The organism is Nocardia sp. 149-1B, assembly GCF_057747975.1.
This window is the reverse complement of record NZ_CM173233.1, coordinates 646,677-660,870: the sequence shown is the minus strand read 5'-3', so window position 1 is coordinate 660,870 and position 14,194 is coordinate 646,677. Positions and strand designations below refer to the sequence as shown.

Annotated in this window: 14 protein-coding genes; 3 read left to right on the top strand and 11 right to left on the bottom strand. The window is 70.9% G+C overall.

Annotated elements, in window-relative coordinates; genetic code table 11:
- Positions 1-70: 70 nt before the first annotated feature.
- The 6 genes from fusA to AC3ANS_RS03060 all read right to left on the bottom strand — a co-directional run bounded on the left by fusA (position 71) and on the right by AC3ANS_RS03060 (position 6,748).
- Complete coding sequence (fusA, locus tag AC3ANS_RS03085; protein WP_488294704.1) at positions 71-2,182, bottom strand: elongation factor G; 2,112 nt, start codon at positions 2,180-2,182, stop codon at positions 71-73.
- 70 nt (positions 2,183-2,252) lie between these two features.
- Entirely contained in the window at positions 2,253-2,723 is a 471-nt protein-coding gene (rpsG, locus tag AC3ANS_RS03080; protein ID WP_488294703.1) for a 30S ribosomal protein S7, read from the bottom strand.
- Position 2,724: 1 nt separating this feature from the next.
- Entirely contained in the window at positions 2,725-3,099 is a 375-nt protein-coding gene (gene rpsL / locus AC3ANS_RS03075; RefSeq protein WP_011757353.1) for a 30S ribosomal protein S12, read from the bottom strand.
- A gap of 136 nt (positions 3,100-3,235) precedes the next feature.
- Positions 3,236-4,609 (bottom strand): MFS transporter, encoded by a 1,374-nt coding sequence (locus tag AC3ANS_RS03070; protein WP_488294702.1) that lies wholly within the window; start codon positions 4,607-4,609, stop codon positions 3,236-3,238.
- A 10-nt stretch (positions 4,610-4,619) separates the two neighbouring features.
- The gene (locus tag AC3ANS_RS03065) at positions 4,620-5,072 is read right to left on the bottom strand and encodes a MarR family winged helix-turn-helix transcriptional regulator (protein WP_488294701.1); all 453 of its coding nucleotides are present in this window, start codon (positions 5,070-5,072) and stop codon (positions 4,620-4,622) included.
- Between the two features lie 209 nt (positions 5,073-5,281).
- Positions 5,282-6,748 carry an NCS2 family permease gene (locus AC3ANS_RS03060; protein ID WP_488294700.1) on the bottom strand — a complete coding sequence of 489 codons (1,467 nt, stop codon included), beginning with the start codon at positions 6,746-6,748 and terminating at the stop codon, positions 5,282-5,284.
- 48 nt (positions 6,749-6,796) lie between these two features.
- Between AC3ANS_RS03060 and AC3ANS_RS03055 the strand changes: the two genes are divergently transcribed.
- Positions 6,797-7,084, top strand: a complete 288-nt coding sequence (locus tag AC3ANS_RS03055) for a DUF2530 domain-containing protein (RefSeq protein ID WP_488294699.1) — start codon at positions 6,797-6,799, stop codon at positions 7,082-7,084.
- Between the two features lie 7 nt (positions 7,085-7,091).
- On the opposite strand, the gene AC3ANS_RS03050 is transcribed toward AC3ANS_RS03055, so the two are convergent.
- Positions 7,092-7,868 (bottom strand): DUF3027 domain-containing protein, encoded by a 777-nt coding sequence (locus AC3ANS_RS03050; protein ID WP_488294698.1) that lies wholly within the window; start codon positions 7,866-7,868, stop codon positions 7,092-7,094.
- Positions 7,869-7,927: 59 nt separating this feature from the next.
- On the opposite strand from AC3ANS_RS03050, the gene AC3ANS_RS03045 reads away from it, so the two are divergent.
- On the top strand, positions 7,928-9,289 hold the full coding sequence (locus tag AC3ANS_RS03045; RefSeq protein ID WP_488294697.1) for an MFS transporter: 1,362 nt from the start codon (positions 7,928-7,930) through the stop codon (positions 9,287-9,289).
- 175 nt (positions 9,290-9,464) lie between these two features.
- On the opposite strand, the gene AC3ANS_RS03040 is transcribed toward AC3ANS_RS03045, so the two are convergent.
- Together AC3ANS_RS03040 and larE are read right to left on the bottom strand one after the other, a co-directional pair.
- A complete protein-coding gene (locus tag AC3ANS_RS03040) occupies positions 9,465-9,860 on the bottom strand; it encodes a cold-shock protein (protein WP_488294696.1) in 396 nt (131 codons plus the stop codon).
- 43 nt (positions 9,861-9,903) lie between these two features.
- Positions 9,904-11,322: an ATP-dependent sacrificial sulfur transferase LarE gene (gene larE, locus AC3ANS_RS03035; protein ID WP_488294695.1), complete on the bottom strand. Its 1,419-nt coding sequence runs from the start codon at positions 11,320-11,322 to the stop codon at positions 9,904-9,906.
- 78 nt (positions 11,323-11,400) lie between these two features.
- On the opposite strand from larE, the gene AC3ANS_RS03030 reads away from it, so the two are divergent.
- Positions 11,401-13,509 carry a S8 family serine peptidase gene (locus AC3ANS_RS03030; RefSeq protein WP_488294694.1) on the top strand — a complete coding sequence of 703 codons (2,109 nt, stop codon included), beginning with the start codon at positions 11,401-11,403 and terminating at the stop codon, positions 13,507-13,509.
- On the opposite strand, the gene AC3ANS_RS03025 is transcribed toward AC3ANS_RS03030, so the two are convergent.
- Entirely contained in the window at positions 13,499-13,720 is a 222-nt protein-coding gene (locus tag AC3ANS_RS03025; protein ID WP_488294693.1) for a putative signal transducing protein, read from the bottom strand. The genes AC3ANS_RS03030 and AC3ANS_RS03025 overlap by 11 nt on opposite strands.
- A gap of 30 nt (positions 13,721-13,750) precedes the next feature.
- Positions 13,751-14,182 carry a MarR family winged helix-turn-helix transcriptional regulator gene (locus tag AC3ANS_RS03020; RefSeq protein WP_488296418.1) on the bottom strand — a complete coding sequence of 144 codons (432 nt, stop codon included), beginning with the start codon at positions 14,180-14,182 and terminating at the stop codon, positions 13,751-13,753.
- Positions 14,183-14,194 lie beyond the last annotated feature (12 nt).

Sequence of the window (14,194 nt, the reverse complement as noted above, 5' to 3'; positions counted from 1 at the left end):
GTGGGCTCCTCCTGGTTGGGTTGTTACTTGACTCGTACTTGCTGGTGGTGGTGCCGAGGGTCCGCCGCGACTACTCGCCGCGCACCTTCTTGATGATCTCGTCGGCGATGTTCGTGGGAACCTCGGCGTACGAGTCGAACTCCATCGAGTACGAAGCCTGGCCGGAGGTCTTGGACCTCAGGTCGCCAACGTACCCGAACATCTCGGACAGCGGCACAAGGGCGTTGATGACCATGTCACCGTGACGCTCCTCCTGTGCCTGGATCTGGCCGCGTCGGCTGTTGATGTCGCCGATGACCGTGCCGAGGAAGCTCTCCGGCGTGGTCACCTCCACGGCGAACATCGGCTCGAGCAGCACAGGCTTCGCCTGGCGAGCGGCCTCCTTGAAGGCCTGGTTGCCGGCGATCTTGAACGCGAGCTCGGACGAGTCGACGTCGTGGTAGGCGCCGTCCTCGAGCGTGAACTTCACGTCGACCATCGGGTAGCCGGCGAGCACGCCGAACTCCATGGCGTCCTGGCCGCCCTGGTCGACCGAGGGGATGTACTCGCGCGGGACGCGACCACCCGACACGTTGTTCACGAACTCATAGCCCGCGCCGGTGCCGGTCTCCGGGTCGATGTTGGGCTCGAGGGAGATGACGACCTTCGCGAACTGACCCGAACCACCGGTCTGCTTCTTGTGGGTGTAGCTGTGGTTCTCCACCTTGCGGCGGACGGTCTCGCGGTAGGCGACCTGCGGCTTGCCAACGGTGGCCTCCACGCGGAACTCGCGGCGCATCCGGTCGACGAGGATCTCCAGGTGCAGCTCACCCATGCCGGCGATGATCGTCTGGCCGGTCTCCTCGTCGGACTTGACGGTGAACGTCGGGTCCTCGTCGGAGAGGCGCTGGATCGCCGTACCGAGCTTCTCCTGGTCGCTCTTCGTCTTGGGCTCGATCGCGACCTCGATCACCGGGGCCGGGAACGTCATGGACTCGAGCACGACCTGGTGCTGCGGGTCGGACAGGGTGTGGCCGGTCTTGGTGTCCTTGAGACCCATGACCGCCACGATCTGGCCAGCACCGACCGACGCGATCTCCTCGCGCTTGTTGGCGTGCATCTGGTAGACCTTGCCGATCCGCTCCTTGCGGCCGTTGACGGAGTTGACCACCGTCGAGCCGGCCTCGAGCTTGCCGGAGTAGACCCGGACGTAGATCAGCTTGCCGAGGTGCGGGTCCGAGGCGATCTTGTAGGCCAGCCCGGAGAACGGCTCGGAGTCAGCCGGCTTGCGGGAGACCTGCTCGTTCTCGTCCTTGACGGAGTGACCGATGATCTCACCGATGTCGAGCGGCGAGGGCAGGTACTTCACGACCGCGTCGAGCAGGGGCTGGACGCCCTTGTTCTTGAACGCAGTGCCGCACAGGACCGGGTTGACCTTGTCGGCCAGGGTCGCGCGACGGATCGCCGCCTCGAGCTCGTCGACGGGGATCTCCTCGCCCTCGAGGAACTTCTCCATGACGGCGTCGTCGGCGTCGGCCAGCGTCTCGAGGAACTTCTCGCGGTACTCGGCGGCCTGCTCGGCCATGTCCGCGGGGATCTCCTCGACCTCGTAGTCCTCGCCCATCTTGGTCTCGCCGCGCCAGGTGAGCGCGCGCATCCCGACCAGGTCGACGACACCGAGGAAGTCCGACTCCGCGCCGATCGGCAGCTGCAGGACCAGCGGGGTGGAGTTGAGGCGCTCGACCATCATGTCCACGCAGCGGAAGAAGTCCGCGCCGGTGCGGTCGAGCTTGTTGACGAAGCACATCCGGGGCACGGAGTACTTGTTGGCCTGCCGCCACACCGTCATCGTCTGGGGCTCGACACCAGCAACACCGTCGAAGACCGCGACCGCGCCGTCGAGGACGCGCAGCGAGCGCTCGACCTCGGCGGTGAAGTCCACGTGTCCGGGGGTGTCGATGATGTTGATCTGGTGGTCCTTCCACCAGCAGGTCGTCGCGGCGGACGTGATGGTGATGCCGCGCTCCTGCTCCTGCTCCATCCAGTCCATCGTGGCCGCGCCCTCGTGGACCTCACCGATCTTGTAGGTGATACCGGTGTAGAAGAGGATGCGCTCGGTGGTGGTGGTCTTGCCGGCGTCGATGTGCGCCATGATGCCGATGTTGCGGACCTTGTTGAGGTCCGTGGTGATGTCGACAGCCACTGTCTGTGCGTTCCTTAGAAAGTAGGAAGACCGGTGTTGGTGGGAGCCGGGGTGCCGGCTCCCACCGAAGTCACCAGCGGTAGTGCGCGAAGGCCTTGTTGGACTCGGCCATCTTGTGGGTGTCCTCACGCTTCTTCACCGCGGCACCGAGGCCGTTGGAAGCGTCGAGGATCTCGTTCATCAGGCGCTCGGACATCGTCTTCTCACGACGAGCCTGCGCGTAGCCGACCAGCCAGCGCAGCGCGAGCGTGGTGCCGCGGGTGCCCTTGACCTCGATCGGGACCTGGTAGGTCGCACCGCCGACGCGGCGGGACTTGACCTCGATCGCCGGCTTCACGTTGTCGAGCGCACGCTTGAGCGTGACGACCGGGTCGGTGCCGGTCTTCTCCCGGCAGCCCTCGAGCGCCGTGTAGACGATGCGCTGCGCGACCTGCTTCTTGCCGTCCATGAGCACCTTGGACACGAGCTGCGAGACCAGCTGCGACCCGTAGACCGGGTCGATGTCGATCGGCCGCTTCGGAGCGGGACCCTTGCGCGGCATATCAGCTCTTCTCCTTCTTGGCGCCGTAGCGGCTGCGGGCCTGCTTACGGTTCTTCACACCCTGGGTGTCGAGCGTGCCGCGGATGATCTTGTAGCGGACACCGGGGAGGTCCTTCACACGGCCGCCACGCACGAGCACGATCGAGTGCTCCTGGAGGTTGTGGCCGACGCCCGGGATGTACGCCGTGACCTCGACGCCGCTCGACAGGCGCACGCGGGCGACCTTGCGGAGGGCGGAGTTCGGCTTCTTCGGAGTCGTGGTGTAGACGCGGGTGCACACACCGCGTCGCTGGGGCGAACCCTTGAGGGCAGGCGTCTTGTTCTTCGACACCTTGTCCTGGCGGCCCTTGCGGACCAACTGCTGAATGGTGGGCACCGGGTGGTTCCCCTTCTTTTCCGCTCTCAGTACGGACGCTCTGTCCGCACGGTGTACTGCTGTGTGTCCGGGTGGTGCTAGGTCAACCCTGAATCGCTCGCCCCCGAGGTCGGGCGTGTCGCCCTGACCGCACTGCTCAACGGGAGCCGGTGAGGGTTCCGCTGACGGGGTTTTCGGTGCCGGACTCGAGAAACTGACTCCCCGATTGCTTCCGGGCACGCACAACGGCCTGGTTGTCCCAGACACGAGGAAAAAGGCTACCCGGGCGGCTCGGCACGGTCAAAACGGTGCGCACGCCGCCGTCGAGGCGGGCATGCACGGCCAACGCCAAGAGTACGCCGGCGATGGTGAGCAGCCCACCGAACTCCAGCGCCCACCGGGCGCCGAGGTGCTGACCCACCCAGCCGACGATCGGAGCGCCGAGCGGGGTGCCGCCCATCAGGATCGTCATGTAGAGCGCCATCACCCGGCCGCGCAGCGCCGGGGCCGACTCAAGCTGGAGCGTGGCGTTGGCCGAGCTGAGGAACGTCAGGGTGAAGAACCCGATCACGGGCGCGAACAGCGTGAACTCCAGGTAGGTCGGCAGCAGGCCCGCGACGATCTCGGCGACGCCGAAGCCCAGCGCGGCCACGACCAGCAGCCGCACCCGGACCCGGACCCGCCGCGCGGCGAGCAGCGCCCCGGTCAGCGAGCCGACCGCCAGCGCCGAGCCCAGCACGCCGTACTCCCCCGCACCCTTGCCGAACACCTCGGTCGCCATCAGCGCGGAGGTGATCTGGAAGTTCATGCCGAACGTGCCCGCGAAGAACACCATGATCATGATCAGCACCATCTTCGGCTGGCTGCGCACGTAGCGCACGCCCTCCACGAGCATGCCGGGCTCGCGGTGCTGCAGCTCGAGCGGGTGGAGCAGCCTGGCGTCCATCCGCTGGAGCTGGGCGATGACCGCGAGGTACGAGGCCGCGTTGACCAGGATCACCCAGCCGGTCGCCTCGGCGCCGCCGCCGAGCGCGCCGATCATCAGGCCGGCGATCGCCGGGCCGAGGATGCGGGCAGCGTTGAAGGTCGCGGAGTTGAGGCCGACCGCGTTGGTGAGGTCGTCGGGGCCGACCATCTCGGAGACGAAGGACTGGCGCGCCGGGCCGTCGAAGGCCGCGCCGATGCCGAACAGGACTGCGATGACGTAGACGTGCCAGGTCTGGGCGACCCCCAGCACGGCGATCAGGCCCAGAGCCAGGGACGCGAGCGCCATCATCGCCTGCGTCACCTGCAGCAGCCGGCGCTTGGGGAACCGGTCGGCCACGACCCCGGCGTACGGGCTGAGCAGCAGGATCGGGAGGAACTGGAGGCCCGTGGTGATGCCGAGCTCGCTGCCGCTGTTGCCGGGCAGCTGGAGCACGAGCCAGTCCTGGGCCACCCGCTGCATCCAGGTGCCGGTGTTCGACACCAGGCTGCCGGCGAGGTAGCGCCGGTAGTTGGGGTTGCGCAGCGAGCGGAACGTGGGACTCAAGGTGTGGTGGTCAGTCCTTCTGAGCGAGGTTGGCGAGGATGGGGGCGGCCTGGCGGAGGATGGCGCGCTCGTCGGGCGTGAGCTCCTTGAGGCACCGGGCGAGCCAGGCGTCGCGGCGGTCGCGGTCGGCCAGCACCCGGGCACGGCCCTGGTCGGAGAGCTCGACGACGACCTGGCGGCCGTCGGTCTCGTGGGGACGGCGTACGACGTCGCCGCTCTCCTCCAGGCAGTTGACCGTGCGGGTCATCGACGGCGGCTGGACCTTCTCGGCCGCGGCCAGCTCGCCGATCGTCAAGGCGCCGCCGGTGCGGAACAGCACGCCGAGCACGCCCATCTGGTTGATGCTCAGCTCGTTGTCGGGGTGCCGCTCGACGGCCAGCCGGCGACGCAGGCGCATGACGCTGAGCCGGAGCTCCGAGGCGAGCCCGGCGTCCGTCCTGGTGACCTTCTGCAGCGTCGGCATGTACTTAGCATAACTCATTACCCACGCTAAGCATTCCCGATGAGGCAACCGCCGCGCTGTGGTCGCCGTCGCGGATTGCCTGCGGGAGGCGCGTGGCTCGCCGAGTCGGCGCTACCGCACGGCGTGGGCGCTTCGCGCCGTGCGGTGCAGTACCGCCGACTCGGCTCCGACCCCATCACTCACTGGCCGAGCCGACATCGCTTCGCTCGTCAGCTCAACCAGTTCGTGATGGGGTTGATAGCGAAGTAGACGACGAACAGCGCGGCCACGACCCACATGAGCGGGTGGACCCCTGCGACCTTGCCGCGGACGATCTTGATCAGCACGTAGGCGAGGAAGCCGGCGCCGATGCCGACGGAGATCGAGTAGGTGAACGGCATCAGCACGATCGTGAGGAACGCCGGGATCGCGATCTCGAGGTCGTCCCAGTCGATGCCCTTGACCTGCTGCATCATCAGGAAGCCGACGAGCACGAGCGCCGGCACGGCCGCCTCGGACGGGATGATCTCCACGACCGGGGAGACGAAGATCGCGGCCAGGAACAGGACGCCGGTCACCACCGAGGCCAGGCCGGTGCGGGCGCCCTCGCCGACGCCGGACGCCGACTCGATGTAGGAGGTGTTGGACGAGACGCCCGCGGCACCACCGGCGGCCGCGGCGAGCGAGTCGACCACGAGGATGCGCCGGGTGTTCGGCGGGGTGCCGTCCTCCTGCAGCAGGCCGGCCTCCGCGCCGATCGCGGTCATCGTGCCCATCGTGTCGAAGAAGTCCGCGAGCATGAGCGTGAAGATCAGCAGCACCGCGGTGACCACGCCCGCGTTCTGCCACGAGCCGAGGAGGCTGAAGTGGCCCACGGTGTCGAAGTGCGGCCGCGCGATGATGTCGTCGGGCCAGGCGGGGACGTTGAGGCTCCACCCCTTGGGGTTGTCCGCGCTGCCCTGTCCGAGGTCGGCGACCGCCTCGACGATGATCGCGACCACGGTGGTCGCGATGATCGAGATCAAGATCGCGCCGTGGATCTTGCGCACCCACAGGGTGATCACGAGGACCAGGCCGATCGCGAACACCAGCACCGGCCATCCGGCGAGCTGCCCGGTCTGACCGAGCTGGACCGGCACCGTCGTCTGGGCCGCGTCGGGGATGCGGCGCACGAAACCGGCGTCCACGAAACCGATGAGGCTGATGAACAGGCCGATGCCGACCGAGATCGCGATCTTGAGCTGGGCGGGTACGGCGTGGAACACGGCCTCTCGGAACCCGGTGAGCACCAGCACCAGGATGACCAGACCCTCGATGACCACCAGGCCCATGGCATCCGCCCAGGTCATCTGGTTGGCGATCGAGAACGCCACGAACGCGTTGAGTCCCAGACCGGTCGCGAGCGCCAGCGGGTAGTTGGCGACCACGCCCATGAGGATCGTCATCACCCCGGCGACCAGCGCGGTGCCGGCCGCGATCGCCGGGAGGTTGGAGCCGTCACCCGGACCACCGCCGAGAAATCCGCCGTTCTCGTCGGGGACGAAGCCGAGGATGAGGGGGTTCAGCACGATGATGTAGGACATCGTGAAGAACGTGACGATCCCGCCACGCACCTCGTTGCCCACTGTCGAGCCGCGCTCGCTGATCTTGAAGTAGCGGTCCAAGCCGCCGCGACCCGTGGTCGTCTGAGTGCTCACGGGCGGCAAGCATCCCAGACGCGCGGGCTGTCGACTAGCGTGTCTCGCGTGGAGCTTCGCGACAACCAGCCGCTGCAGCACGAGTTCGGCAACCGGACGTTCTTCGTCGCCGACGTCGAGCCGCTCGACGTCGACGGGGTGCGCACGGTCGAGGTCGGCACCGCGCTCTGGTTGATCGGGTTCCTGGCGCTGCTGCCGTTCTACGGCCGGCTGCAGGACTCGGGGAACGAGTGGTGGCTCTGGACGTGCCTGTCCGGCTTCGGTCTCGGGCTCTTCGGGCTGGAGTACTGCCGGCGGCGCCGCAAGGCACGCCGCGAGCTGGCCGACGAGGCCTGAGCGACCCTCAGAAGGTCTCGATGTCGTCGGGGTTGATCGTGTCGACGACGGGCTCGGGCAGCGGCAGCGGCTCGTGCTTCTTCGCCAACCGCACCTCGGAGTGGGCGCCGCAGCCGTGGTCGAAGGAGACGATCCGACCGTCGTCGTTCGCGTCGCCGTTGGCGCAGACACCGAACAGCTCCGAGAGCGGGCCGGCGACGCGCATCAGGAAGCCGCAGGTGGTGCAGCTGTCCGGGGCCGAGCGCGCCAGCGGCGCGTCCGGGCCGCCGTCACCGTCGTACCAGCGCTGCGCGGCGAGCTCGCGGCCCTCCGGCGAGAGCGTGCGGACCCGGCCGAGGCCGAGGTCCTGGGCGACCTGGCGGACCTGGGCCTTGTCGTCGGCGTCGAGCGGGTCGTCACCGTAGGAGTACGACGGGACCAGCCGCGGGTCGTCGTCGCTGACAGGAAGCAGGTCACCCGGGGAGAGGTCACCCGGCTTGATCCGCTCGCGGTAGGGCACCCACGGCGGCGCGACGATCGCCTCGGCCCCGGGGATCAGCACGACCTCGTCGATCGTCACGTGCTTCTGCCGCGGCGCCCGTGCGACCGTCACCGACCAGCGCCACCCGACGTACCCGGGCCGCGTGCAGGCGAAGAGGTGGGTGACCACGCGCTCGCCCTCGACCTCGTGACCGAGGTGGTCGCCGACGTCGGCGGCGCCGACCTGCTCGACGAGGGCGTCGCGGGCCACGTCCACCGCCGCCACCGTGGCGGAGTCGGGCTTGGGTCGCGTGGTCGTGATCACCCCGGAATCATGACTCATGTCGACGCCGACTGTCAGGTCGGGTGCGGCAGGATGGCCCCATGTCCGCCCCGTCGCCCGAGACACCGACCGCCGGGCGGGGGGCGAAGGTCGCTCGGGGCCTGGGTGCGACAGCGCGTGCGGCGCGACGCTTCGGCCGGTTCACGATGCGGCAGGCGAGGCGGGCCGCCGAGGCCGAGGGCGCCGGCGAGTCGGGGCTGTCGCGGCTGATCCAGATGCACACCTTCAACACTGCCGGCGACGCCGCGGTGGCGATCTCGCTGGCCGGATCGCTGTTCTTCCAGGTCCCCTCCGGCGAGGCCCGCGGCCAGGTGGCGCTGTTCCTCGGCCTGACGATGCTGCCGTTCGCGATCGTCGCCCCGCTGATCGGCCCGTTCCTCGACCGGTTCGCCCACGGCCGCCGGTGGGCGATCGGCGCGACGATGGCGATCCGGGCGTTCCTCTGCTGGGTGCTGGCCGACGCGGTGGTCACCGAGTCGGCGCTGCTCTTCCCCGCCGCGCTCGGTGTGCTCGTGGCGTCCAAGGCGTACGGCGTGACCCGCGCGGCCGCCGTACCCCGCCTGCTGCCGAAGGACTTCACGCTGGTCAAGGCCAACGGCCGCGTCTCGATGTCGGGCATCGTCGGGGTCGCGATCTCGGGGCCGATCGCGGGGTTGGCGTCGCTGGCCGGCCCGGAGTGGGTGCTCCGCTACGCGTTCGTGCTGTTCGTGATCGCCACGGTCGCGGCCATCCGGCTGCCTGCGCGGGTCGACTCGAGCCAGGGCGAGGAGGAGCTCGTGCTCCTCGGGTCAGAGGTGCCCGGTGGCTCGGGGCGCCGCCGGACGCGGATCCCCCCGGCGGTCGCCTACGCGCTGCGGGCCAACTGCGGACCCCGGTGGCTGGCGGGCTTCTTGATCATGTTCATGGCGTTCCTGCTGCGCGAGAACCCGATCGGTGACTGGAACCCCAAGGTGCTGACCGGCATCGTCGTCGGCGCGGCCGGGGTCGGCAACTTCCTGGGCGTGGTCGCCGCCTCGGTGCTGCGGCGGATCCGGCCCGCGATCACGGTGACCATCGTGCTGATCGCCGACGTCGCGGTCGCGATCGTCGCGGCGCTGTTCTACGGCGTGCTCGCGGTCGCGCTGCTCGGCCTCGTCGCGGGGCTGGGTCAGGCGCTGGCGAAGTTCTCCCTCGACGCCACCATCCAGCGCGACATCCCCCATCGGGTCCAGGCCAGCGCGTTCGCGCGCAGCGACACGACGCTCCAGCTGGCGTGGGTGATCGGCGGGTTCGTCGGCATCGCGCTCCCGCTCGACCCGCCCCGGCTGGGCCTGGGTGTCGCGGCCGTCGTACTCGCCGCGTGGGCGGTGTTCGTGCTCGTCAACGGCCCGCGGCGGGTCGGGTCGGCCTCACGGGCCAGTTGATCGACCGGTCTCGACACGCCGGTCGCGACCTCGCAAGCTCGCTCGCGCGGCTCGCTCGACCACCATCAGCGGGTCCGCTGGCGCGTCCCCTGGTCTCGACACGGCGGTCGCGGCTTCGTCCCTCAGCCGCGCGCCTCGCTCGACCACCATCAACGGGTCCGCTGGCGCGTCCCCGCTAACGCTCGAGCTCGTCGGCGAGAGCGCGGAGGAGCTTGGCGGCGGGCTTGGCGGTGCGGGGGTCGGGGTGGCGGCCGTGGCGGTAAGCCTCGCCGACGTCGTCGAGCATCCGGATCAGGTCCTCGACGATCGTGACCATCTCCTCGGGCTTCTTGCGGCGGGCGTCGCGCTGGTTGCGCGAGACCGAGACCGGGGCGTCGAGGATGCGCACCTGCAGGGCCTGGTCACCGCGCCGGCCCTGGGCGATGCCGAACTCCACGCGGGTGCCCGCCTTGAGGGCGCCGGTCCCGCCCGGAAGGGCCTCCGAACGCACGTAGACGTCGGGGCCGTCGTCCTGGGAGAGGAAGCCGAAACCCTTCTCGGCGTCGAACCACTTCACCTTGCCAGTGGGCACGGGCTGACCTTCTTCTCACACAGTGGGACCGGGACACTCCAGCCTATAGCGCCTCGTTCATCGATCCGGACCGGAATCCGCGGGAATCCACCTCGGCCTCGGCGAAGCCGGCACCGCGCACGGCCTCGAGCAGCCGCTCCTCCTGCTCGGCGGGCAGCGGCAGCAGCGTGGCGTCGACCTCGATCGAGGCCCGGTCGCCGAGGTCGCGCACCCGCAGGTTGCGCAGGCCGGTGCCCTCGAGCTCGGCCCGGACGGCCGTCTCGGCACGCTCCACGCGGCCCAGTCGGTACGGCGTGACCTCGACGCCGTACGCGACCCGGGAGGAGAGGCAGGCGGCCGCCGGCTTGTCCCAGGTGGGCAGGCCCCAGCGGCGGGAGGCCTCCCGGACCTGAGCCTTGGTCAGGCCGGCGTCGCGCAGCGGCGCGATCGCGCCACGCTCGTCGGCCGCCCGGATGCCGGGGCGGAAGCCGGCGACGGCGTCGTCGGCGTTGGTGCCGGTCGCGACGTGCGCGAGCCCGTGCTCGGCGGCCAGCGGGGTGAGCACGTCGAGCAGCTCGGCCTTGCAGAAGTAGCAGCGGTCACCGCCGTTGGCGCGGTAGCCCTCGCGGTCCATCTCGTGGGTGGCGGGCGTGAGCACCTCCACCCCCAACGACGCGGCGAACTCCCGGGCGGGATCCCGCTCGGCCAGCGGCAGCGAGTGGGAGTACCCCGTGGCGGCGGCCACCCGGTCGGGACCCAACGCACGCACCGCGGCGGCGAGCAGGAACGCGCTGTCGGCGCCGCCGCTGTAGGCGACCAGCACCGAGCCGCGCTCGCGCAGGCCGGCCTCGAGCGCGTCCAGACGCAGCGCGAGCAGGTGGTCCTCGAGCCACGCGGGGAACTCCCCGAGCCCCTCGAGCACGACATCGGTGCCGGCCTCGAGCAGCTCCTCGCGGGTGCAGCCGCCGGTGAGCACCGAGACGCTGAGCGCCCCGGCGGCTCGCGCGCCCTCGACGTCGTGGACGTGGTCGCCGACGTAGATTCCTGCGCCCTCGCGGCGCAGCACGTCCGCCTTGCCGACGCCCCACACCCAGCCCTCGAGGTGGTCGACCTCGAGGCCGAGGTGGTCGAGGTGGAGCTGCGCGTTGGCGGGGTACTTGCCGGTGACCACCAGCACCCGGCCACCATGACGTCGTACGGCGGCGATCGCGTCCTCGGCGCCCGCCAGGAGCGGGACCGAGGCGATCGCATGATCGGGGTAGAGCGCTCGGAACCGGTCCCCGGCCGGGCCGACGGCCTCCGCGGCCAGGTGCTCGCCGAGCATGTGGTCCAGCGGGGGGCCGAGCCGGGCGGTCATCTCCTCGACCGGGAACTCCACCCCCAGCTCCGCACCCAGCGCCCGGAGCACCGCACCGAACCCCGGAGCGGTGTCGATCAGCGTCATGTCGAGGTCGAAGCCGACCACCAGCGGCGCTGCGTGCATGACCCCACACTAAGGATCCCTGGGAAGGATGCTGAAACTCCTGTCACAATGAGTGGTTCAGGTGACAGGGGGGTGACCATGACCACGATGCGCGGAGCTCGCGCCGGGCTGGCGGCTGCCCTCGTGGTCGGGGGCCTCGGCGGCCTCGGTGCGCAGGTGCCCCTCGCCGCCGCCGAGCCGGGCACGTCCGAGCCGGTCTACCTCGTGACGTTGGCGGGTCCCGGCACGTCCGGAGACACGGTCGACCCGCTGGCCTCGTTCCGGATGCGCACCGAGCAGGACGCGGTGCTCGACGCGGTCGGCAGCCCCGAGCCCGTCTACCGCTGGACCACCGCCCTCAACGGCGTCGCCGTGCACCTCTCCCCCGCGGAGGCCGCCGGCCTCCGCACCGACCCCCGGGTCGCCCTGGTGGAGCGCAACTCGGTGCGGCCACTGGCGGGGCACCCTGCCGCCGTGGGGCTGCTCGGCATGCCGCGATCCGCGCGCGGTGGCGCCGGCGTCGTCGTCGGCCTGGTCGACTCCGGGATCTGGCCCGACTCGCCGCTGTTCTCCGCGGTCACGGGCCTGGGCCGCGCGCCGCGCGGGTTCTCCGGCACCTGCGAGACCGGCGACGGCTGGCCCGAGACCTCCTGCAACCGCAAGCTGGTCGGCGCCCGGTGGTTCGTCTCCGGCTTCGGCGTCGACCACCTCCGGTCGGCCTCCTCGCTCTCGCCGCTCGACGAGGACGGCCACGGCACCCAGGTCGCCTCGATCGTGGCCGGCAACGCCGGCGTGCCCGCCCGGGTGCGCGGCCAGCAGCTCGGCACGTACGCCGGCATCGCCCCGCAGGCGAGGCTGGCCGTCTACAAGGCCTGCTGGAGCGCGCCTGACCCCGACCAGGACGGCTGTGCGACTGCCGACCTGGTGGCCGCGATCGACGCCGCCACGGCCGACGGCGTCGACGTCCTCAACCTCTCGGTCGGCGGCCCGTCGCGGATCGACACCGTGGAGCGGGCGCTGCTCGGCGCGACCGAGGGCGGCGTGGTCGTCGTCGGCGCCGCCGGCAACTCCGGCCGGACCCCGGCCGCGCACCGCAGCCCGTGGGTGACCTCGGTCGGCGCAGCCAGCGGGCCGGTACGCCGCGGGCGCGTGCTGCTGCCCGACGGCACGACGTTCCCCGGCGCGATGGCCTCCGCCCGTGGTGTCGGACCGGCGCGGCTGGTCCGTGCCGCCGACGTACCGACCGCGACGGCGACCCGGAACGAGGCGCGCGTCTGCACCCCGGGCAGCCTGGACGCGGGCCAGGTCGAGGGACGGATCGTCCTGTGCGAGCGTGGCGTGGTCGGCCGGGTGGACAAGTCCGCGGCCGTCGACCTGGCCGGCGGGGTCGGCATGGTGCTGGCCAACGCCGGAGCCGGGGACCTCGTGGCCGACTTCCACCGGGTGCCGACCGTGCACGTCGACCGGGCGTCGGGCCGGGCGCTGGAGCAGTGGCTCACGGCGCATCCCGACGGACGGGTGCGGCTCGAGCCGCGCGGCCTGGTGCGCACGGCGGCCCGCGTGGTCGGCTGGTCGAGCGGTGGGTCCGCCGCCTCTCCCGTGGTCAAGCCCGACCTGGTCGCGACCGGGGTCGGGGTCCTGGGCGCGGTGCCGCCACAGGACGCACGGGCCAGCTGGGACCTGCTGTCCGGCAGCTCCGCGGCCGCCGCGGTCACCAGCGGCGTCGCCGCACTGGTCCGCTCGCAGCATGAGGACTGGTCGCCCGCACGGGTCCGCTCGGCGCTCGCCACGACTGCTCTGCCGGTGCCGGGTGCGGCCGTGCTGCGCGCGGGCAACGGGCTCGTCTCGCTGAGCCGAGCCGCCCGGCCCGGCCTGGCCTATGACGTCCCACCGGAGGACTACCGCGCCTGGTTGGACGGCGACCTCGTCGAGCTCAACACCCCCTCGATCCGCCTGGCCGGCGCGGGCACGGTCCTCCGGACGATCACGAACGTCACCGGCCGTCGCCTGTACTTCTCCTCGGCGGTGAGCGGGTTCGCCGACCACGCGGTGCGGGTGACCCCCGCGGCGGTGCGGCTGGGCCCCGGTGACAGCGCCACGTTCACGCTGACCGTCGGGTCGGGCGGCCGCGGCGTCGACGACGGATGGGTCACCTGGCGCGGCGCAACCGGCACCGTGACTCGGATCCCCGTCGTGCTCAGTCGCTGAGCCAGTCCTCCAGCTCCGCGTCCATCATCAGCTCGCGGGCCTCGGCCATCCGCTCGTCCGGCACCAGGATCCGCACCTGGATCACCTGGATCAGGCCGTCGATCACACTCATGTTGCGGTCGGCCACGTGGTAGGGGATCTCGGCGGATACCAGCAGTCCCTCGATCACCGAGATCATCGCCGGGTCGTTCGTGCGCACTAGCTCAGCCATAGGACACCTCCTGGATCGGGTCCCAGTGTCTCAGGTCGGACCCGGCGCGGCGCCGGCAGCGGCACCACACGGGCACGCGATCGATCCTGGCTGCCCGACCAATCCGAGTCCAGCACGGTGCGAGAGCACCAGTGCCTCCGCCCAGATGTTCTCGAGAGAGGGACGGGCGCGGTCGGCCTGTGCCGAGGTCGACACGAGGGTCGCTCGCCGATCCCGGGGATGAGGGGTCCTGAGAACCCATCCGCCACGCTCCATGCGCTGGAGGGTGCGGGTCATGGCCGGCGTGTCGGTGCGCAGGGCCCGAGCCAGTTCGACCTGTCGCTGGGGCCCGCGCTCCCACAGGCAGCGGAGCACCGCGTCCTGGCCCCAGCTCAGGGAGAGCGCGAGGAGCCGCGGCTCGAGTCTGGCCCGCTGCAGCCGCGCAAGCTCCCGAACGGTCTCCAAGAGACGAGCGCCCACCATCGCGTCGCTGAG

Bases quoted from the DNA above. Each gene is read 5' to 3' on its own strand.
- rpsG (WP_488294703.1), bottom strand. From the start codon at position 2,723: ATGCCGCGCAAGGGTCCCGCTCCGAAGCGGCCGATCGACATCGACCCG.
- larE (WP_488294695.1), bottom strand. From the start codon at position 11,322: ATGCACGCAGCGCCGCTGGTGGTCGGCTTCGACCTCGACATGACGCTG.
- AC3ANS_RS03030 (WP_488294694.1), top strand. From the start codon at position 11,401: ATGACCACGATGCGCGGAGCTCGCGCCGGGCTGGCGGCTGCCCTCGTG.
- AC3ANS_RS03025 (WP_488294693.1), bottom strand. From the start codon at position 13,720: ATGGCTGAGCTAGTGCGCACGAACGACCCGGCGATGATCTCGGTGATC.
- AC3ANS_RS03045 (WP_488294697.1), top strand. From the start codon at position 7,928: ATGTCCGCCCCGTCGCCCGAGACACCGACCGCCGGGCGGGGGGCGAAG.
- AC3ANS_RS03020 (WP_488296418.1), bottom strand. From the start codon at position 14,182: ATGGTGGGCGCTCGTCTCTTGGAGACCGTTCGGGAGCTTGCGCGGCTG.
- AC3ANS_RS03065 (WP_488294701.1), bottom strand. From the start codon at position 5,072: ATGCCGACGCTGCAGAAGGTCACCAGGACGGACGCCGGGCTCGCCTCG.